The sequence below is a fragment of the Desulfomicrobium salsuginis genome (assembly GCF_054657795.1).
The window spans coordinates 650,249-669,626 of sequence record NZ_BAAHYA010000002.1 but is presented as its reverse complement, the minus strand read 5'-3'; the positions used below and the strand labels follow the sequence as shown (position 1 = coordinate 669,626).

13 protein-coding genes are annotated in these 19,378 nt (G+C 60.6%); 5 read left to right on the top strand and 8 right to left on the bottom strand.

Annotated elements, in window-relative coordinates; translation table 11 throughout:
• Nucleotides 1-39: 39 nt before the first annotated feature.
• The 8 genes from ACYQ3G_RS10250 to prsT form a co-directional block, all read right to left on the bottom strand.
• Nucleotides 40-903 carry an XrtA system polysaccharide deacetylase gene (locus tag ACYQ3G_RS10250; RefSeq protein WP_459825560.1) on the bottom strand — a complete coding sequence of 288 codons (864 nt, stop codon included), beginning with the start codon at nt 901-903 and terminating at the stop codon, nt 40-42.
• A gap of 187 nt (nt 904-1,090) precedes the next feature.
• Nucleotides 1,091-2,350 (bottom strand): TIGR03016 family PEP-CTERM system-associated outer membrane protein, encoded by a 1,260-nt coding sequence (locus ACYQ3G_RS10245; protein ID WP_459825558.1) that lies wholly within the window; start codon nt 2,348-2,350, stop codon nt 1,091-1,093.
• A 43-nt stretch (nt 2,351-2,393) separates the two neighbouring features.
• Nucleotides 2,394-3,578: an XrtA/PEP-CTERM system-associated ATPase gene (locus ACYQ3G_RS10240; RefSeq protein WP_459825556.1), complete on the bottom strand. Its 1,185-nt coding sequence runs from the start codon at nt 3,576-3,578 to the stop codon at nt 2,394-2,396.
• A 1-nt stretch (nt 3,579) separates the two neighbouring features.
• The gene (locus tag ACYQ3G_RS10235; protein ID WP_459825554.1) at nt 3,580-4,386 is read right to left on the bottom strand and encodes an XrtA-associated tyrosine autokinase; all 807 of its coding nucleotides are present in this window, start codon (nt 4,384-4,386) and stop codon (nt 3,580-3,582) included.
• Nucleotides 4,387-4,444: 58 nt separating this feature from the next.
• Nucleotides 4,445-5,911 carry an XrtA system polysaccharide chain length determinant gene (locus tag ACYQ3G_RS10230; RefSeq protein ID WP_459825552.1) on the bottom strand — a complete coding sequence of 489 codons (1,467 nt, stop codon included), beginning with the start codon at nt 5,909-5,911 and terminating at the stop codon, nt 4,445-4,447.
• 21 nt (nt 5,912-5,932) lie between these two features.
• Nucleotides 5,933-6,727 carry a polysaccharide biosynthesis/export family protein gene (locus ACYQ3G_RS10225; RefSeq protein ID WP_459825550.1) on the bottom strand — a complete coding sequence of 265 codons (795 nt, stop codon included), beginning with the start codon at nt 6,725-6,727 and terminating at the stop codon, nt 5,933-5,935.
• Nucleotides 6,728-6,774: 47 nt separating this feature from the next.
• Nucleotides 6,775-8,142: a TIGR03013 family XrtA/PEP-CTERM system glycosyltransferase gene (locus ACYQ3G_RS10220; protein WP_459825548.1), complete on the bottom strand. Its 1,368-nt coding sequence runs from the start codon at nt 8,140-8,142 to the stop codon at nt 6,775-6,777.
• A 171-nt stretch (nt 8,143-8,313) separates the two neighbouring features.
• On the bottom strand, nt 8,314-10,971 hold the full coding sequence (gene prsT / locus ACYQ3G_RS10215) for an XrtA/PEP-CTERM system TPR-repeat protein PrsT (protein WP_459825546.1): 2,658 nt from the start codon (nt 10,969-10,971) through the stop codon (nt 8,314-8,316).
• 845 nt (nt 10,972-11,816) lie between these two features.
• On the opposite strand from prsT, the gene ACYQ3G_RS10210 reads away from it, so the two are divergent.
• From ACYQ3G_RS10210 to ACYQ3G_RS10190, 5 genes are all read left to right on the top strand, one after another.
• A complete protein-coding gene (locus tag ACYQ3G_RS10210) occupies nt 11,817-12,611 on the top strand; it encodes an outer membrane lipoprotein-sorting protein (RefSeq protein WP_459825544.1) in 795 nt (264 codons plus the stop codon).
• 234 nt (nt 12,612-12,845) lie between these two features.
• A complete protein-coding gene (locus ACYQ3G_RS10205; RefSeq protein WP_459825542.1) occupies nt 12,846-14,648 on the top strand; it encodes a DUF1302 family protein in 1,803 nt (600 codons plus the stop codon).
• 284 nt (nt 14,649-14,932) lie between these two features.
• The gene (locus ACYQ3G_RS10200) at nt 14,933-15,811 is read left to right on the top strand and encodes an N-acyl amino acid synthase FeeM domain-containing protein (RefSeq protein ID WP_028577203.1); all 879 of its coding nucleotides are present in this window, start codon (nt 14,933-14,935) and stop codon (nt 15,809-15,811) included.
• A 3-nt stretch (nt 15,812-15,814) separates the two neighbouring features.
• Nucleotides 15,815-18,106 carry an efflux RND transporter permease subunit gene (locus ACYQ3G_RS10195; RefSeq protein WP_459825539.1) on the top strand — a complete coding sequence of 764 codons (2,292 nt, stop codon included), beginning with the start codon at nt 15,815-15,817 and terminating at the stop codon, nt 18,104-18,106.
• 370 nt (nt 18,107-18,476) lie between these two features.
• Nucleotides 18,477-19,331 carry a PEP-CTERM sorting domain-containing protein gene (locus ACYQ3G_RS10190; protein ID WP_459825537.1) on the top strand — a complete coding sequence of 285 codons (855 nt, stop codon included), beginning with the start codon at nt 18,477-18,479 and terminating at the stop codon, nt 19,329-19,331.
• Nucleotides 19,332-19,378: the final 47 nt, after the last annotated feature.

The window sequence follows — 19,378 nt, the reverse complement described above, 5'->3', positions numbered from 1 at the left end:
TTTCGTCTTTCGTCCGCCCTGGCCGGATTTTCCGGACCCTCAAATTCTGTCCCGTTCAACACCGCCCAGGCGAAGGACCCCGGCCATGGTATCGAACTCCAACATCTTGAAAAGATGCCGTATCTTTCCTTCTGTCGCGTCAAGGTTGACGTAATGTCTAAACCTTGACTTGAACTTCGCCTTGATGCGCGGTTGATCCGGGTCGATTTCCCAAGGATGGAAATACAAGACCGCGGGCTGGCCTTCGACCTGATTGATACGCCGCATGCCCCAGGAAATGAGGTTCACGGGCAGGAAGCGCAGGTATCCTCCGCCCGCTATGGGCAAGGTGATCCTGCGCCCTGGAAGTTGAAAGGCCAGAGTCGACAGGGGGAACTCGCGTATACTTCCGGCGTCCCTGCGCAGCGTGTGCGGAAAGCGCTCCGCCCCTGGAATGCCGTAATGATCGTGCAGGATCGGGAAGATGCTCGAATCGTACGAGAAACCTTCCTCGATGAGGATGTCCAGCGCCCACAGGGACTTGCTGGTGATGGAGTAGCTCGGAGCCCTGAACCCCATGACGGGCGTGCCGGACAGATTCTCGAGGAGGTCCTTGGACTTGCGGACGTCGGCGCGAAAGCCATCGGGTGCAAGGTTGTAGATGCGTTCATGGCCGTAGCCGTGACAGGCGACCTCGTGCCCCCGCCCGATGATGGCTCTCACGATCTGCGGATGCCGTTCGGCGATCCAGCCTAGAACGAAGAAGGTGCCCTTGAGTCCGTGTTCGTCCAGAAGATCGAGCACCCTGTCGGTGTTGGCTTCGACCCGGGAAGGGTACATATCCCAATCCCGCCGTTCCACGACGCCCTCAAAAGCCGTCACATGATAGTAATCTTCCACGTCAATGGTCAGTGCATTTTTCATTCATCCCACCCGCCCATGGCATCACAACGCTGTCTGGATCATTCAACGAGCCTGCGTGCTGCACTGACGCAGATCTTTGCGCAAAACCGTCAACAAGAACACCGTCTGCACGGAAAGAAAATGAAATCTGCGTGACCATTTCGATCTCAACACGGTATATGGCGACAACATGTGCAGAAAGTTCATCTTAAAAAATCATGGTCAACTGTACCCCGACCCGGTTCACCGTAAATTCCTCATCCGGATCATCCGACGAAGACTCCTTGAACCTGTAGTAGCATCCGATGTTCATCCTTTCAGTCACGGCATACGCCAGAAGCAGGTTGGCGTACCATCTCCTGGTGTCGTCGGAGTCGTCCCTGAAGTCGCGGCTGAGTCCGACCGTCCCGGTCAGCCGCGATGTCAACTCCCGGACGACGTTCAGTCCCAAGACCGTGCGGCGCACGGACTCCCCGTCGCCCCCATCCCTTTGATCCCTTTCGTCGTAGTTCTCGTCGTAGTTCTCGTCGTAGTCCTCGATGGTGGTCCAGATGCTCGCGGTGGTGCGGGTCCAGGCCTTGGTCAGGCGGACCGTGCCGAAACGGCGTTCATATGTGTCCGCGGTGTCGGGATCGTCCTCGAAGGAGACGCCCGTCAGAATCTGCAGGGCCACCACCCCGAAATCGTGATTGAGTCCCGCATCCCAGTACAGGCCCGATGTGGACGATCCTTCGTCGCGATAGCGCGTGAAGTGTGGACCGATTTTCGCGAAGACCTCTCCGTTTTCGGAATATGCGTACCGGCCGCCGGCATAGACGATGTGCCGGTCCACGGTTTCATCCTCGGACACCTCCACCGTGTAGGAATACCCGCCGAGCAGCGCCGCGGTGGAAGAAAGCCCGTATTCCCCGTCCACGAAGCCGCGGTGGATGTCCTTGGAATCCATGTCCTCGTCGTCGTACCAGATGTTGCTCAAGGCATACCCGATCCTGGCGCTGCCGCGTTCGCCGAACCGCGGCGCGATATACGGAGAGATGGTGAACATGTTCTGCTGCACGAGTCTCGTCGTGCCGTCATCCTCCGACGCGTCCCCCAAGGTGCGGTCCCTGTTGACCAGGCGATAGACGTCCGAGGCTTCCAGGAACAGGAAGCTGTCCATGGCGTCGAGCAGGGCATGGGCCCTCAGGTCGTGGTTGAACTCTTCGTCCCGGGTCTGCCGCGCGTAATATCGGTAGTCCCCCCTGTAGGCGGCGTCGAATTCCAGTCTCCCCCCCTCGTTTTTATAGGAGAGCGCGGGTCGCAGGGCGGTAACGTAATCCTCTTCGCCGTGACGTTCCTCTTTCGTGTTGTCGTTGAACTCCTCGCTCACGCTCACGGAAGCCTGCCAGGCCGGCTCGGCCCAGACGCCTGAGGCGACGGCCACGAAACACACGGTGATCGCCAGCTGAATTCCCGTAATCGCTCTCATCCCCATGCCTCCCGATAGATGAAGATTCAAACCCGCAACGCCCCTAGTTGCCCCACAGATACCGCCACAAGGCCTTCATGGCTCCGGGCTGCGTCTTCGCGTCCGGTTCGTCCTGGGGAGGCCGGTCCCGCATGGATATGTCGCTACGCAGCTGCTGGTGCGCCAAGCGGAAGTCCCTGAGGCTCGATTCCACATGCGCCTCCAGCTTCTCCATGCGCTCGCGCAGCTCGAGCAGCGCGGCGTGGTCCCATACGGGCATGAACTCCAGTGTTTCGATGCGCTTGTTCATGGAGCCGATGACGCTCAGGATCTTGGCCTGCCCCGTGACAAGGGAAACGCCCTGGCCGCCGTCAGCCGCAAAGCCCTTCTCCCCTGCCCCGTCTTCCGGGACGGGCTGCGGGGCCTTGGCCTCCCAGTACTGGGACTCGAAGGACAGGTCCGCGGCGAGTTCGTGCACGATCTTGCCGTCGACCGCGTTGTTCCGGGCCGAAAAGGCGTCGATCATGATGTAGTCGCACAGGATGTTGACCAGACGCGGAACTCCCCGCGTGTAGGCGGCGATGGCCGACACGGCGTCGTCGCTCAGGACCAGGGCGTCCCGGTTGCCCGCCTTTTCCAGCCTGAACTGAATGTACTCGCGCACCTCCGCCGCATTCAGGGGCTGCAGATGGCAGTTGATCTGGATGCGCTGACGCAGTTGCAGAAGCTCCCCGCGAGCCAGGATGTCTCGGAGTTCGGGTTGCCCGACGAGGATGATCTGCAGCAGTTTGTCCCGGTCCGTCTCGAGGTTGGAGAGCATGCGCACCTCCTCCAGGATTCCGGCCGAAAGGTTCTGCGCCTCGTCGATGATGAGGACGGCCGGACGACGCCGCGCGTACTGCTCGACCAGGAAATCGTTCAGTTCCCGCAACAGGGTGGATTTGTCCTTTCCATCCGTGGCCAGGCCGAAATCCGCGTTGATCTGCGCCAGTAGCTGGAGGGAGTCCACGCGGGTGTTGAAGACCTTGGCCAGGACGCTGTCCCTGAGTTGGCTGCGGATCATGTTGCGGATCAGCGTGGTCTTGCCCGACCCCACCTCGCCCGTCAGCAGGATGAAGCCGGCGCGTTCCCTGATCCCGTGGGTCAGATACGTCAGTGCGCGCTTGTGCGCCCTGCTCGGATAGAGAAAGTCCGGGTTGGGCAGCAGGTCGAATGGTTTTTCCCGCAGTCCGAAGAATTCCGCGTACACGTCAGGCCTGCCCTTGGTAAGAGTACGAGTAATACGACGCGCGCCCTTCGATCTGGGCCCCGTTGTAGACGATCCCCAGAACCTTCCCGTCCAGGGCTTCGATGGTCTCCTGAATCTGGTCCAAGGACGCCTGCCCTTCCCTGACGACCAGCAGCACCCCGTCGGCTATGCCCGCTATGGAGCGCGTCTCGGCGAACGGCAGTACGGGCGGGGTGTCGATGATGATGTAGCGGTCCCCGTAACGGTTCTTCATCTCCCGGAAAAGGCGGCGCATGGTCTCGGAGGTGAAGAGCTCCACCGGGTTTGCGATGGGCGTGCCCGCAGGCAGGACGGACAACCTGCCGATATCGGTCTTGACGAGGAGTTCGCCCACATCGAGGCCTTCCCGCAGGCAGTCCGAAAGCCCTCGCGACGCCGTCAGTCCGAGGTACTTGTTGACGCAGGGACGGCGCAGATCCGAGTCGATCAGCAGGACGGTATGGTCGTATTCCCCCGCCAGACTGACGGCCAGATTGATGGCCGTCATGCTCTTGCCTTCGCCCACGGTGGCGCTGGTGACGGCGATGAGGTTGTCGAATCGCTCCCGCCTGGTCATCTTGACCAGCGCTTCCTTCAGCTTGCGGTACTCCTCGGCGACGGGCGACAGGGGGGCGTTGACCACGACCATGGTTTCCTCGGGCAGCCGCGCGACACGCAAAGGCCCGCTGTCCACCAGAGGTCTGCGCTCGATGCCGGGCAGCCCCCCGCCCCTGCCGCCGGAGTGCTGAAATCCCGCCGCCTTGGCCAATGCGTCTTCGATTCTGCTCATATGGTTTTCCTGTTTGCCTGCACGTGTTTGGAAACCGTCCTTTCGCGCCCCGCACCGCTCACGACCGCCACCCTGACATCCGACCGATCACCTGCGCCAGGTACGGGATGCCCATGGCTTCCAGGATTCCCACCACCAGAAGCAGGGAGAAATAGACCAGGGCGCCCGCCATGAAGATCCGGTCGGCCTTCCTGCGCCTCCGCTCCTCCTCGGGTTTGGGGATCACGGGCAGCACCGCCAGAACGCGCTGGTTCAGCACGCGCAGGTCGGCCACGCTCCTGACCGCCCCGCCCATCATGTACGGCAGGATGACCAGGGCCAGGCCCGTGCCGATACCGAGCACCAGGCTGCCGAAGATGATCAGGGGACGGTTGGGGAAGACCGGTATTTCGGGAAGCACCGCCGGGTCGACGATGCGGAAGGTCATGGACTTGTTCTCGATCTCCATCTGCTTGGACACTTCGGACTGGCCGTAGCGGGTCACAAGCTGGTTGTAGATCTCCGTTTCGTTCTGCTTCTTGCGCAACAGCTCTTCGAGCCCGGTGCGGATGGTCGGCATCTCCCGCAGTAGCAGCCTCTTGTCCTCGATGGTCCGCAATTCCGCCTCTTCCTGCATCCTGATGCCTTCGAGTTCGGCCCTGATCATCGCCCTGGTCTGGGTTGCCGCGCCGCTTCCGCCCCGCTGCGGGTTGGCCCGGGCCACCGCGATCTGATCCTTCAGGCGCACGACCTTGGGATGGCTGTCGGTGTACGCGGTCTTGAGCACCTTCAGCTGGCGCTCCATCTCGGCGACATTCCCGCCATCCCCGCCGCCCGAAGGCAGGAGCTGCTGCTGCGTCTCCAGGGCGAAGCGGCGGCCGCGGATGGCCTCCAGCTTCTTCTCCGACTCGGAGATCTCGTAGCGGATGATGGTTTCGTCCACGGCCAGCTGCATGCCGTGTTCCGCCTTGTAGCGGTTGACCTCGTCCTCGACGACGTCGATGCGCTTCTTGAAGCTTTCGATCTGGGCGCTCAGAAAGCGTGTCGCCTCCAGGGACTCGTTGCGCTTGGCCGCGGTGTTGGACTCGATGTAGACTTGGGTGATGGTGTTGACGAGATCCCGTGCGAAAACCGGGTCCCAATCCGCATAGGTGATGAAGAAAACACCCCGCTTCTCGTCCAGCTTGATGGATATCCTGTCCCGCAGCGTGGCGATGTATTCCTCGCGCTCGGCATCCGTGTTCAGATAGACGTCCTTGTCCAGGATGCGCAGCACCTGGGACAGGGATTCTCGGCTGAGCATGGCCAAGGCCAGAACCTTGATCTTCGCCTCCATGGACGGGGTGACGGCGATGCCCTTGACCAGATCGCCGATAACGCTCTGCTCGATGAACACCGTGCTCGTGGCTTCATACTTCTTGGGCAGAAGGAAACTGGCAGCCATCCCCAGGGTCATGACCAGCAGCACCGCCACAACAACCACCCGCTTGCGTGAAAGCAGCAGCCGGGTGTACCGCCGCACTTCCAGATACAGTTCGTGATTCATAGGAACGCGCGCTCCCGTGGGTTAAAAGAAACCTTCGCTGGCGATGATATAGTCCCCGCGCTGCAGAAGCACGTTCTGCGTCAGGTCCTTGCCTTCCGCCAAATCCTGGGCCCGGACCCTGATGCGCTTCTCGCCGCCGTTTTCCCTCCGCACGATCACGGTGTCGTTGCGCTTGGCGAACTTGTTGAACCCACCGCTCTCGAGCAGGGCGTCCATGACCGTCATCCCCTCCTTGAAGGCCAGGGCGCGCGGGGCGTTCACGGCGCCGAGCACATAGATGTACGGCTCCGGAAGCGCGGGGAAAAATATGACGTCATTGTTCTCCAAGGCGATGTCCTGGCTCATGTCGCCCTGATGCAGCAGCCGGTCGAAGTCGCGATCGAGTCGCGTCGGACCGCGCATGACATGCGCCCCCTTGAGGTCGGCCCGGGTCAGGTCCATCCCCGCAAGCAACTGCAGCAGCGTCGTTTTCTGCCTGAGGTCGAACGTCCCCGAAGGCACCCCGCCGCCGATGATGTAGACTTTGCTGTTGCAGATCTCGGCCATGGAAACGGTGACCAGCGGGTTTTTGACCAGGGAGGCCAGCTTGGCCGTAACCTCCTTCTGCAGGTCCTCCGGCGTCAGCCCCTCGGCCATCAACTCCCCGGCGCCCGGTAGGGAGATGCGCCCGTCAGGCCGCACCAGGGCCAAAACGGAAAGCTCCGGTTCTCCCCAGACGAAAATCTGGAGCTTGTCGCCCCCGCCGATGACGTACTCCTTCGCCAGACCAAAATTCGCTGAAAACGCGACGGCCAAAACCAGGGCCAGGGCAAGCACGGAAAGTTTACGTACATTTATTACAATACGAGAACATAAATACATACCTACCTCCCATTTCCGGCAAAAACGACCTTAAATGTTTTTAAAATTATGTATATATCAAACAAAATCGACATATGTTTTATATAATATAAATCGTATCTTAATTTTTCAAGAGAGTCCTCTATTGAAGATCCATACGGATAGCATACTTGAGCCCATCCAGTAAGCCCTGGTTTAACATAATGTCTTTCGGAATAATACGGTATGCTTTTCTTCAACTCATTGATGAACTCCGGTCGTTCAGGTCGAGGACCGACAACAGACATTTCACCCCACAAGATATTGAATAATTGCGGAATTTCATCGAGGCGTGTCTTGCGAAGAAAATTGCCGACGCGCGTGATCCTCGGGTCGTTTTGTTGGGACCATACGGCCCCTGTCCTGGATTCCGCGTCCTGGTACATGGAGCGGAACTTCATGAGACGGAAGCTGCGGTCGCCGCGGCCGACGCGGGTCTGGCGGAACAGGACGGGCCCCGGCGAATCGAGTTTGATGGCGAGACAGATGAACGGCACCAGCGGCATGAAAACCAGCAGACCCGACAAGGACGCCACGACATCAAGGATGCGCTTCCCCAGACGCAAGAGCCAGGTCACCTTGAACCCCTGGCTGAAGATGAACCAACTGGGGGTGATGTTCTCGACGAGAAGCTTGCGCGTGGCCAGTTCGAAAAATGAAGGGGCGTCAACAACGTCGATCCCGTGCAGCTTGCAGCTCAGCAGATCATCCACGGGGAAGACTCCTCGGCGTTCCCCCAAGGAAACCACAATCTGGTCGGCCATGAAATTCTGTGCCAGACGCAGCAGGCCGGACTTGTCCTCGACAGCGGCGCTCCCGCCGTCCCCGCCCGGGGCGCACTCCCTGGCCGGGCAGGAAACCCAGCCCAAGAGAGTCAGGTCACGCCTGTGCAGCTTGATGTACTCCTCGACGAGCCGGGCCTGCGCGCCCCCCCCGACAATGAGAATGCGCTTGCCCAGGCCCAGGAACGCCCGACGGAACTTGGCGAAAAGGAACTCCGCGACCTTGAAGCCGGAAAAGACGCAGAAGCCGAGCAGGGCGATCTGTTCGTCCCCGGCGGTCATGCGGCTTGGACTGAGGAGAGCGTGAAACAGAGCCATGGAGATGAAGGTGACGCAGATCTGACAGAGGATGGCTGCTGGAATGCGGAGCCTGAGATGGCGCAGCCCGCAATAGGTCCAGACGATCACCGACGGCAGGATGGCCAGGACCAGGAAACCGCCCGCCTCCGGCAACAGGGTGTTGTTCAGGATCACCTTCAGCGGCGGAGCCAGCACCGCCAGCGACGTGGCCAGCGCCAGCACGGCCCAGACTATGTCGGAAGCAAGGTTTTTCAATACCAGGTCAGCCATTCGTCCTCCTTCCGGCAGGACTCGGAAGCCAGATTGTGCGGATCGCGGGATGGGGCCTCATTCGTCAGCGTCGTCCGCCCCCGTTCCGCCTTCATGCCGCTTGATGAGCGGCAGCACGAATTCTGAAAACCTCTTTTGCAGCCCCCTCCTTTTCGAGCGTCTGTCCGCGACTCAGGAGCCGGTTTGCAATTTCTTCAGCAAGGCTTCAGCCTCGGGCTTTGCGCCAAAGTCCTCCCCGCGCACCGCCTCCTCCAGTGCCAGTCTGGCCTCTTCCCTGCGCCCCAGCTGTTCCAGGGCCAGCCCCTTGTGGTACATGATCTCCCTGTTGCCGGGCGCCAGAGCGGACGCCCTTTCCAACACGCCGAGAGCCTCCTCCGAACGGTTGTTGCGCAACAGGACGTACCCCAGGGTGTCTGTAACCGACGCGTCCGTTCCGGCGCGGGCAAAGGCGGCCATGGCGAGATGCACCGCCTGCATGCGGGTCTTCTCGCCATCGGCCCAGAGCATGGCCAGGTTGTTCAGAGCGGGAACAAAGTCGTTCCTGGCCTGCACGGCCTGCAGGTACAGCCTGGCGGCCTCGTCTTCGTTTTTCTGCCGCTGCGCGATCATGCCCTTGCCTGTCAGGGCATGCGGGTTTGCGGGATCCAGAGCGAGTGCACTGTCGAAAATGGCCCGGGCCTTATCCGGCTCCTTCATGCGCACATAGAGTTCGCCGAGCATGGTCAGGACAGAAACGTTTCCGGGCTCTTTCTCCAGCCCCTTGCGCAAGGCGGCCTCCGCCCCCACACGGTCCCCGCGGATTTCGAGGATGGCCGCCAGAGGCAGGTACGACCTCGCCTTGTCGGGCCCCAGGCCGACGAGGCGGCGAGCGCTGTCCTCGGCCTTGTCGAACTCGCCCAAGGCCATCCAGGCCTTGGTTCTCTCCATGATTCCGGTCCACGGATCAGCCGCTTCGAGCTGGCCATACAGCGCCATGGCCTTGTCAGTCTCCTTGCGCGCGATGTGCAGCTTCGCCTTGGCCAGGATCAGATCCTGATTCGAAGGCTTCTTCTGCAACCCCCGATCGAGTACGGCCACCGCTTCGTCGCTCATTCCGTGACGCTGCAGAAAGACCGAAAGCAGCAGGGTCGACCCGAGGTCGCCGCCGGCCTGCGCCTTCTCCAGCCGCTCCCTGGCCGCCTCGATCTTGCCCTGCCTTTCGAGCACGGCGGCGGAAGCCGTCAGGGCCCGCACGTCGTCGGGGGAAATGCCGAGAGCCAGGTCGAGCTGCGCCATGGCCTCGTCAGGCTTGCCCTGTACGAGCCGGAACACGGCGGCGTTGTAGTAGGTCGGAAGATATGACGGGTTCGCCTCCCGCGCTTTGAGGAGGTAGGCCTCGGCGCCTTCGGCGTCTTTTCGCCCCAGGGAGACCTTGGCCAGCGCATTGTACAGGATTGCGTCGGACCTGCTCCCATCCAGGCCGTCGGCAAGAATCTTCACGGCTTCGTCAACGCGCCCGGCGCGCAGATAATAGTCGTGCAGCGCCAGCCTGCAGTCGGTTCCGTTGGGCGAGACCTGAAGCGCCTTCAAAAGCTCCTGCTCCCCCCCCTTGTCCCCCAAGGCCAGCATCAGAAGACCGGACTTGAGCAGCAGCCCGTAGTGCGACGGCGCGATGCCCTTGGCCTTGGCGTATTCGGCCAGAGCCTCGCGCGGCTTGCGCTCCAGCATAAGCCCGTCACCCTTGATGGCGAATCCGCGAAAATCCTCGGGAGAGCTGTCGATCATCCTGTCCGCCACGGTCACGGCTTCCGCGCCCCGCCCCTGACGCAGGAATATCTCGGCGAGGACGATGCGGGCCTGGGCAAAGCCCGGGCTGTAATCCAGAACCGTCTGGAACTGGGTTACGGCCAATTCCAGATTGCCGCGGTAATAATGGGCCAGTCCGAGCAGGTAATAGGTTTCCAGATCCGGCTCGATGCGGATGGAGGTGTTCAGCGCTGTCACCGCGTCTTCGTATTTGCCCTCGCGCAACATGCACAGGCCCAGCAGGCGATAGCCCTCGGGCTTTTTGGGGTAGTCCCTGACCATGCTTTCGGCCGACGCCCGGACCTCTTCGGCGCGTCCCTTGCCGATGAGCAGACTTCCCTCCTTGTAGCGCGCAAAAAGGTCTCCGGGGTCAATGGAGGTAATCCGGGAATAGACATCGAGCATACCCTCCGGATCCCGCTCCTGGGCCTCGAGACGCGCCAAGGCGTGCAGCGCGGCCTGGTTTTTGGGATCGTCGGCCAGCAACTTGTCGATGGCTTCGCGGGCCTTGGCGCCCTCGCCCAGGGTCATGAAATTGTGAATCAATCCGAGCCGCGCAGAAACCCGCCCGGGTTCGATGACCAGCGCCTTTTCGAGATATTCCCGCGATTGGACCGCGTCCCCGGAAATGGAGGCCGAAAGGGCGAGCTGTTCATACGCGCCGGCATCATCGGGGTGCTTCTCGAGAAAACTCATCAAAAGCGGCACAGCCACGGCCGGCCGGCCCTGGTAATTAGCGATGCGCGCCAGTTGGAACCGCACGCTGTCGTCGTAGGGATTCTGCAGCTGGACCTTCTGAAATTCCCGCTCGGCCTGCTCCAGCTTCCCGGTTTCGACATAGGCCATCGCAAGGTTGAAACGCGCCTCGACGAAGTTTGCATCCTGCTCCAGGGCATTCTTGAAGTGGATGATCGCCCCGTTGAAGTTCCCTTGTTCAAGCAGGCTTTTCCCGTCCTGGTTCAAGGACTCCTTGGTGTGGCTTTTGCATGAAACCGTGATAACCAGAAGCGAAAGAGCGAACACTGTTGCGACTAACCTGACCATTCTCCCTCCTCAAAACAGTCGTCCGACGACATGACGAAGCGGTCAAAGAATACGACTCCACGTGATTACGGAATGTTCTGATCTCCGTGACCACGAAAATCCAACACGATCTCGGGGCCAGTCTCCCCCACCCGCCGACCCGGAATCGGAGAAGGAGGTGCAACGGACTGAATTCAATCTGAAAAACACTCTCATTACGCCACCAAAATTTGCTTTGTGCCAAAAGTTTAATCTTCGCACATGACGAAAAATTCATTCACACAAACCCAATTCATGACCAAAACAATACACATTCCACCTAGTAGCTTAATATAATTTGCCAATAATTAAACTTCACTGTCGATGGTTGAGTTTATCATCTCAATACATCATTTTTTACATTGTGAATACACAAAATGATTTTTTTTTGTTGTATGACTGAATAATTTTATGATATGAGGATAACTACATGATATAAACAACAACATATGTAGTACAACTATCAACAATGCTTTCAACATGATATCACCGGATCGATTTACCTCCGTATGGCACGCCTTCCGAGAAGATTTTTTTTGGTCATACGCGATTTCGCAAGACGGTGTAGGACTTCCCGTTTCACCGAGACGCCACGTCGCCACACGGTTTCACGTGCCCTGCGGCGCTCAGGAGGCAAAGTTCGGGCCGTCCGGCCACAAGCGGAGCCCCTGGGGGCGCGGGCGTGTAAGCATTTCCCAAATCCATGTCGCGAATCCTTACAACGCAGCCGAACCCGGCGCCGTCAAAACGCCTCCACCCTGCATCCAACCGGCACAATCCCCTGCGCCACCCGACGACAGGCAACCCGCAACCTATGAGAGCGAATCATGGACATCCTCCCGAAGAACCCCGTCCGTCTCCTGCCAGTCCTCCTCGGTGCCCTGTGCGTCGCGGCCAACGCGGCCATCTCCTTCGCAGCGCCGTCGGGCCAGGAATTGGCCCGCATGGTCCACGACAGGTACGTCGGCGAGGACATGACATCGCGCCAGACCATGGAACTCGTGCCCGCGTCCGGGGAAAAAAGGGTCCGCGAACTGACGGTGACCGCAGCGGACAGGCAGGGCGTGCGCAAGAGCATCATCCGCTTTACGTCACCGGCGGACATCGAAGGCACCGGCTTCCTGGGCCTCGAAACGAACCAGGACGAAACCCAGCAGTTCCTCTATCTGCCGGCCCTCAAGCGGACGCGGCGCATCGTGGCCGGCCAGAAGGGGCGCAGCTTCGTCAACACTGATTTCACCTATGAGGATATGGAAAGACGGGCCGTCGAGGATTCCGAACATGCCGTGACGGGCGAGGAAACCCTGGGCGGGGTGGCCTGCTGGATTCTTGAGAGCCGACCCAAGGCCGGGACCGATTCCCAGTACTCCATGGTGCGCGCCTGGGTGGCAAAGGACATGCTCGTGTCGTTGCGGGTGGACTTCTTCATCGACGGAAAGGAACCGGTCAAACGCTTCAACGTGAAACAGATGGAACGCATCCAGGACATCTGGACCGAAACCAGTGTCGTCATGGAGGATTTGCACTCAGGGCACAGAACGCTTCTCGAAACGAAGGAGATCACCTACAATTCGGGCATCCCGGACTCGGCCTTCACCCAGCAGGCCCTGGAGAGTTGGTGAGAAAGGCTTTCGCCGTTAAAGAAACGTGAGAAACCGCCGAAAGAGCGGGAAAGGATCCACGCACGACACGGGGCTGTTCGACCTGCCGGCGGCAGCGCGGATTCCGCAAGGAATCGGGACGCGGTTTCTGGACCGCCTGAAAACGACGGGGAAACGATGCACACAAAAGCTCCAGTCCAAAGACGACAGCCTTTCCCCTCACGTACGCCGAGGGCGACGGGAGCGCGACGGGCGGTGCTCCTGGTCGCCCTGGCCGCGATGTTCCTCGCCGCCACGCCGCTTTTCCCAAGTGCGAGGCACGTGCTCTCGGACCTTTCCCTGGCCACGGAAAATGATGCCCTGACCCTGACCATCGCGGCATCCGGCGCGCCCCGGCAGACGAAACACTTTTCTCTGACCGACCCGATACGGCTGGTCGTGGATATCGCCCCGGCCGTCCTGCCCGGCGCGCCACGCACCATCCCGGCCAGTCATGCTCTCGTCGAGCGCGTCCGGGCCGCGCAATTCGATGCGCAAACGGTACGGGTCGTCTTCGATCTGAAACAACCCGTCAGCCACCGTCTCGATATACGGCAGCCAGCTGAAGGTTCCGCCGGGCGGACGCTCGTGTTCACCCTGACCGCGGAAAATGGCGGGACGGCCCAGGCCGAATCGCCAGCGACCGGACAGCCTGGTCCGGCCCCGGCCGCCGACTCGACGGCGCACAACGAAAAAATCGTACTGCTCGGGGAATCCCCGGCCACCGGCTCGACGGCGCACAACGAAAAAATCGTGCTGCTCGGGGAATCCCCGGTCGCAGAGCGCACACGGCCAGACGCTTCCGGATGGGGCGAGGCATCCCTCTCGGGCTTCCTCATGGCCAAGGTTGCACAGGAACTCGACGAGGAAAAAAGTCCTGGTCAGCCCAGGATGTTCCGCAACACCGTCAGGGTTGAAGGGAAATGGGTGCCCGCGGGCTTTTTCGGTGGCGAAAACGCGAAAACAGACGCCGAAACCGCATATCTGCTGGGCTCCGTGCAGTCCGACTACCTCTCCTTCGGCCCTGACCCGGCTTCAGACGAATACGACCTGGACCTTTTCGAGGCCTACCTCTTCCGCTCCACTCCCGACTGGGATCTGCGCCTGGGAAGGCAAATCGTGCGCTGGGGCAAGACTGACCAGATCAGCCCGGTGGACAACGTGAATTCCCAGGACATGCGCGAATTCCTCATTCCCGATCTCGAGGACCGCAAGCTTCCCAACTGGATGGCGCGCCTGCGCGCCTTCATCGGGCAAGCGACCCTCGAAGCCGTCTTCATTCCCTTCTTTGAACCCAACGAATTCGACTATACCGGCAACACCTGGGCGCTCCTCGGGACGGAGTCCGTCGGCCTGCGCGTGGAGGAAAGCGAACCGGAAGGATTGGACAACGCCGACTGGGGAATGCGCGCATCCCTGTCCCAAGGCGGGTGGGATGTTGCCGCGAGCTACCTGCGCGCAACGGAAAAGACGCCTCACCTGGATCTCGACCCGTTCGACCCCGCCGGTCCGACGCTCCATGCCGACTACAGGCGCCAGAACATCTTCGGCGCCGAGTTCGAGACCACTGCCGGCTCGTTCGGCTTCAGGGGCGAGGCAGCCTATATCGACCTGCAATCCTTTCCGACGGAAAGCCTCGACTCCGTCTCGAAATCCATGGTCCACACCGTCCTGGGCGTGGACTACCTTGGACAGGATGACTGGTACGCCAACATCCAGCTCTCCCATCAGCACATCTTCGGGTACGAAACGGATATCCTTTTTCTCAGCCGCGACAACTTCTTCCTCAATGGCGAGGTCAACCGGGAATTCCTGCGCGGCAACGCCAAGCTCAAGCTGCGCTACGCCGTGGACCTGACCAACGGAGGGGCCTTCCTGACCCCCGAAGCCATACTGACCTCCGTCAGGGATCTCGAACTCTCCCTCGGAACCAACCTGTTCTTCGGTCCCGAGGACACCCTTTTCGGACGCTACCGCGACGACAGCCAAGTCTTCCTCAGGGCGACCCGCTTCTTCTGAGCGCCTCCGCGCCCGCGCCTCGCCCTCCGACGGGAACGTCCGGGGTGCCAATCGATGGCGCAGAAAATGCACGGCATCGTTCAAACACGCCGCGTCGAAACCCGGCACGAAGCACAGCCCCAGGGCAAACCTTGAACGGCAGGGCAGAGCATGTTTGCTGCATCGGGAGCCAGAGCGTTTCGTCGCCAGCAGCGCCACGTCGCGCCGCGTGGCGCTCGGCATTCCCGCACGCGCACCCCGGCGCAGCTCACTCGTGAGCTCAAAACACGAAGCGAGGACCGACCATGAGCGCCGAATCCGATCACGTCATCCTGGAACGGCGCAGATCCGTCCGTCTGCGACGTTCAGCCATGCTCCAGTCCAAGCTGGAGGAGATCGACCGCCCGAACATCAAGATCGCCGAGAACCGCGACGAGTTCGCCCAATCCTTCGCCCTGGTCTACCGCGAGTATCTTGCTTCGGGATACATCAAGAACCCGCACCCCACTGAATTGCACCTGAGTGCCTTCAATTTCCTCCCCACGACGTGCGTCTTCATCTTCCGAAGCTACCTGACCGTCATTTCGACCCTGACCCAGATCTTCGACAGCAGACTGTTCGGGCTGCCCATGGACGCCCTGTATGGTCCGGAGCTGAACCAGTTGCGCGATCAGGGGCGCAAGCTCACGGAACTCTCGGCGCTGGCCACGCCCCGGGAAATCCGCTGGTGCAACCTGATGGTCTTCCTGTCCAAAACCATGTTCGAGTATTCGCGGATCAACAACGTCGATGACATCTGCATCATGGTCAACCCCAAGCATGTCAGTTTCTACAAAACCATGTTCCTCTTCGATGACTTCGGTCCAGAAAGATTCTATGCGGGGGTTGGAGCTCCTGCAGTGGCGCTGCGTATCAACATGGACCACATCGAGCAGAACCTCCTGGAAAAATACCAGACGTTCGATGTGGACGGAAACCTTCACGAATTCTTCTGCAAAATGAGCACGACAATGTCCGAGCTGCAGGACGGTTGGACCTTCCACGAAAAGAGACATGCCATGGAGACGGAGGCGGCGAAATTCTTCTTCGGTGCGAGACCCGACATCTTCAGCAACCTTAGCAAGGAACAGCTCAATTACATGCGCCATCTGTACCCGTTCATCGACACCGGAGCAGGGGTGTAGGCCATGAGCCTCCTGCCATCCTCCGTCAAAATGCTCATCCCGAAACTGGCGACCCGCCGCCCCACCGTCTGCCTCATCCTGTCGGCGCTGCTGGCGCTCCCGTTCCTCATACAGCTCCCAGCCGTCAGGACCGTGGACAACGTGGACTATTTCACCCTCGAAGGGGACCCGGACGTCGCCTTCTACGACTCCATCAAAAAGACCTTCGGCGATGACGAGTTCTTCCTGATCGCCTTCACGAGCGATTCGCTCTTCACGGCCCAAAGCCTGCGCGCCATCGTCGACATTACCGCCGGCCTCAAGGGCATCCCCGAAGTGCGCAAGGTGCAGAGCCTGGCCAATGTGGACTACATCCACGGCTCGACCGACTACTTCGAGGTGCGTCCCTTCCTGGAGCGCATCCCCGACGACGCAGTAAGCCTGGAGAAGCTCAGGCGCGACGCCGTCGAGAACCCCCTGTATGTGGGCAACCTCATTTCCGCCGACGGTCGCACCACGGCCCTGGCAGTCTTTCCCAAAGCCCACGCCTCCGAGGACGGCAGCTTCCGCAAGCGTCTCCTCGACAAGGCCAGGCAAATACTGGCGGAGCACGCCGGTCTGGGCGATTCGTTCCATCTCGCCGGATGGACGGTGACCAACCTGAGTCTCAGCCAGTACATGAAGTCCGATGTGGCGGTCTTCATCCCCGTGACCTACCTCTTCATTGCCTTGACCATCTGGCTGGTCTTCCGCAGCGTACGTCTGACCATTCTGGCCGTGATCAACATCTCCGTCTGCACGGGTGCGACCATGGGGCTGTTCCCGCTCATGGGCGTCACGCTGAACAACGTGACGACCATCGTGCCCCCGCTGGTCATGGCCCTGGCTCTGGCAGACTCGGTACACATCTTCTCCCACCTGGACAGGAGCCTGCTCGAAAGCGGACTCGACCCGGCCGGGGCCATGGAGCATGTGTTGCAGCGGGTCATCGTCCCCTGTTTCCTGACCAGCCTGACCACGGCCGTGGGCTTCATCTCGCTGATCGTAAGCGACATACCGCCCATCAAGGAGTTCGGCTGGCTGGCCTCGGCCGGCATGCTCTTCGAGTTCGCCTTCTCCTTCCTGCTGCTGCCCCCCCTGCTGCTCTTGTGCAGGCCTGAATCCGTCTTCATCCACAGCCTCAAGGCAAAGGGGCTTAATGTCTTCCTGTCCCGGCTCTCGGATTTCATCGAAGCCCGACCCCGGCGCATAGCCCTGTCCGCGGCGTTGCTGGTGGCCGTGGCCGTCGGCTTTGCAGCGACAATCCGGGTGGAAACCAACCTGCTGGAGTATTTCAAGGAGTCAAGCCCGTTGCGGCAGGATTTGCGCTACGTCGAAGAGCACCTGAGCGGAGTGGGCACCGTGGACGTCTCCATACGGTCCCCGCGGCGCGACGCCTTCCGTGAACCGGAGAGCCTGGCCGTGATCCAGGACATTCAGGGCTTCGCAGGCGCGTTGCCGGGGGTGGACAAGACCATGTCCATGGTGGACTTCCTCAAGGACATGAACATGTCCTTCCACGACGAGGACAGCCGGTTTCACGCCATTCCGGAAAGCAGGGAACTGGTCTCTCAATACCTGCTGCTGTACGATTCGGACGAACTCGGCGAATTCGTCACCTCCGACTACGACCACGCCCGCATCCTGTTGCGCATCTCCGAGCACAGCTCCGCGGGGCAGGCCAGGATCATCGATGCCCTGCGCGGCTTCCTCGCCAGGCACGAAAACGCAGATTTGCAGATACGCATCACCGGGCGGGCGGTTCAGGACGTGAACACCATCGACGCCCTGGTCTGGGGGCAGGTCGAGAGCCTGGCCCTGGCTGCCGTCGTCATCACGCTGATCATGTTCCTGGCCCTGGGGTCGGTGCGCAGCGGAGCGCTGAGCCTCGTGCCCAACATCTTCCCCATCATACTGAACTTCGGCGTCATGGGCGCCCTCGGAATCCCCCTGAACACGTCCACGGCCCTCATCTCCGTGGTCGCACTGGGCATCGCGGTGGACGACACCATCCATTTCCTGACTGAATACAACGCGCAACGCGGCCGGGGCACGCCCATACCCCACGCGCTGCGCACGGTCACGCGGGAGAAGGGCCTGGGCATTTGCTCCTCGTCCATCATCCTGGTCATCGGCTTCGGCGTCCTCGTCCTGAGCAGCTTCGTACCGACCATCAGCTTTGGCGGCCTGAGCGCGGTGATCATGATCACCGCCTGGGTCGGCGACATGGTCGTGCTGCCCGCCTTCATCCTCTCCCGACGTCCCGCTTCCTCCTGATCCCCGCAACGTCACCGTGAGCGCGGAGAGGCAGTCCATGCCTTATGGTCGTGCTGCCCGCCTTCATCCTCTCCCGACGTCCCGTGTCCTCCTGCCCCCCGCTTCGTCACTGCGAGCGCAGCGCGGCAGTCCATACCTTTCCGTCATTTCCGGCGCGCACCGTGCCCCCCGTCGCTTCCGCGTGGTGTAAAATATCGCGGCCCCGACGTGTCGACGGACCTTACAGATGCCCCGGCACACAGCGCCAAATTTAAAATTTTATTCAATTAATACGGAATATTAAGCAACTGGAATGAAATATGCTTTCTCCTGACAAAGGCGCTTGGCTTAAGCCGGATAGAAACATTTTTTCAGATTTCGGGAGGCTTGTATGCTGAAATTCAAAAAAATTGCATTCCTGGCCCTCATGGCCACCCTGTTCTGCGGAAGCGCGTGGGCGTATTCCACGGTGACGTGGGATCTGAGCACCATCGGCTATAACGCCTATGTCGGGAACACCACGCCCTTGAACAGCGTCACGTACAATGAGGTCATCGGCATCACCAACGCCGGAGAGGACTTCCCCTTCAAGTCCCACATCCTGCAGGACCTCGGTGACGACCATGTGCTCTCCAATGGTGACACCTTCACCGAATACGGAGCGTTGGGCATCGTCACCAAGGACGGCAAAGCGACGTTCTTTGGAAAAGGCGAAGACGCTGCATACATCTACTACGAATTCGAAGGCCTTGCCGGCTACATCGACAATGTGGTGGGCAACACCTACGACATCATCTTCACTCCTGGGATCGGCAGCGTTTCCCTGTACGCCTCCACGGACCTTGCAGGCGCCCCGGAATACACCCTGGCCACGTTCGACCTGATCAAGGCCGGCGCCACTGGATTCCTTCTGGACGAAGGCGCTGAACTCAACGGCGCGTTCAGCTTCACCATGGGATTTGCCAGCGTCCTCGACAACTTCTGGTACATCGACGGCAAGGAACTCACGGATCTGAGTTCCATCCTCGGGTATGCCGACATCAACGCGAACCTGCTGAGCGCCGTCCCGGTCTTTGACGGAGGCGATCTGGCCGCCATCGCCCAGCTTCCGACCGCACTCGACCTGACCGTTGAGAATTCCGGAACGGTCCGCCATGCGCCTGTCCCGGAACCGACGACCGTGATACTCCTCGGCGCCGGACTGCTGGGGCTGGGCTTCATGGCCCGCCGCCGCAAAGCTGAGTAACGTTGCCTCATCGCTCTGCCGAGCCGGGAAGAGACTCTCTTCCCGGC

Bases quoted from the DNA above. Each gene is read 5' to 3' on its own strand.
- ACYQ3G_RS10250 (WP_459825560.1), bottom strand. From the start codon at position 903: ATGAAAAATGCACTGACCATTGACGTGGAAGATTACTATCATGTGACG.
- ACYQ3G_RS10245 (WP_459825558.1), bottom strand. From the start codon at position 2,350: ATGAGAGCGATTACGGGAATTCAGCTGGCGATCACCGTGTGTTTCGTG.
- ACYQ3G_RS10235 (WP_459825554.1), bottom strand. From the start codon at position 4,386: ATGAGCAGAATCGAAGACGCATTGGCCAAGGCGGCGGGATTTCAGCAC.
- ACYQ3G_RS10230 (WP_459825552.1), bottom strand. From the start codon at position 5,911: ATGAATCACGAACTGTATCTGGAAGTGCGGCGGTACACCCGGCTGCTG.
- ACYQ3G_RS10220 (WP_459825548.1), bottom strand. From the start codon at position 8,142: ATGGCTGACCTGGTATTGAAAAACCTTGCTTCCGACATAGTCTGGGCC.
- prsT (WP_459825546.1), bottom strand. From the start codon at position 10,971: ATGGTCAGGTTAGTCGCAACAGTGTTCGCTCTTTCGCTTCTGGTTATC.
- ACYQ3G_RS10210 (WP_459825544.1), top strand. From the start codon at position 11,817: ATGGACATCCTCCCGAAGAACCCCGTCCGTCTCCTGCCAGTCCTCCTC.
- ACYQ3G_RS10200 (WP_028577203.1), top strand. From the start codon at position 14,933: ATGAGCGCCGAATCCGATCACGTCATCCTGGAACGGCGCAGATCCGTC.
- ACYQ3G_RS10195 (WP_459825539.1), top strand. From the start codon at position 15,815: ATGAGCCTCCTGCCATCCTCCGTCAAAATGCTCATCCCGAAACTGGCG.
- ACYQ3G_RS10190 (WP_459825537.1), top strand. From the start codon at position 18,477: ATGCTGAAATTCAAAAAAATTGCATTCCTGGCCCTCATGGCCACCCTG.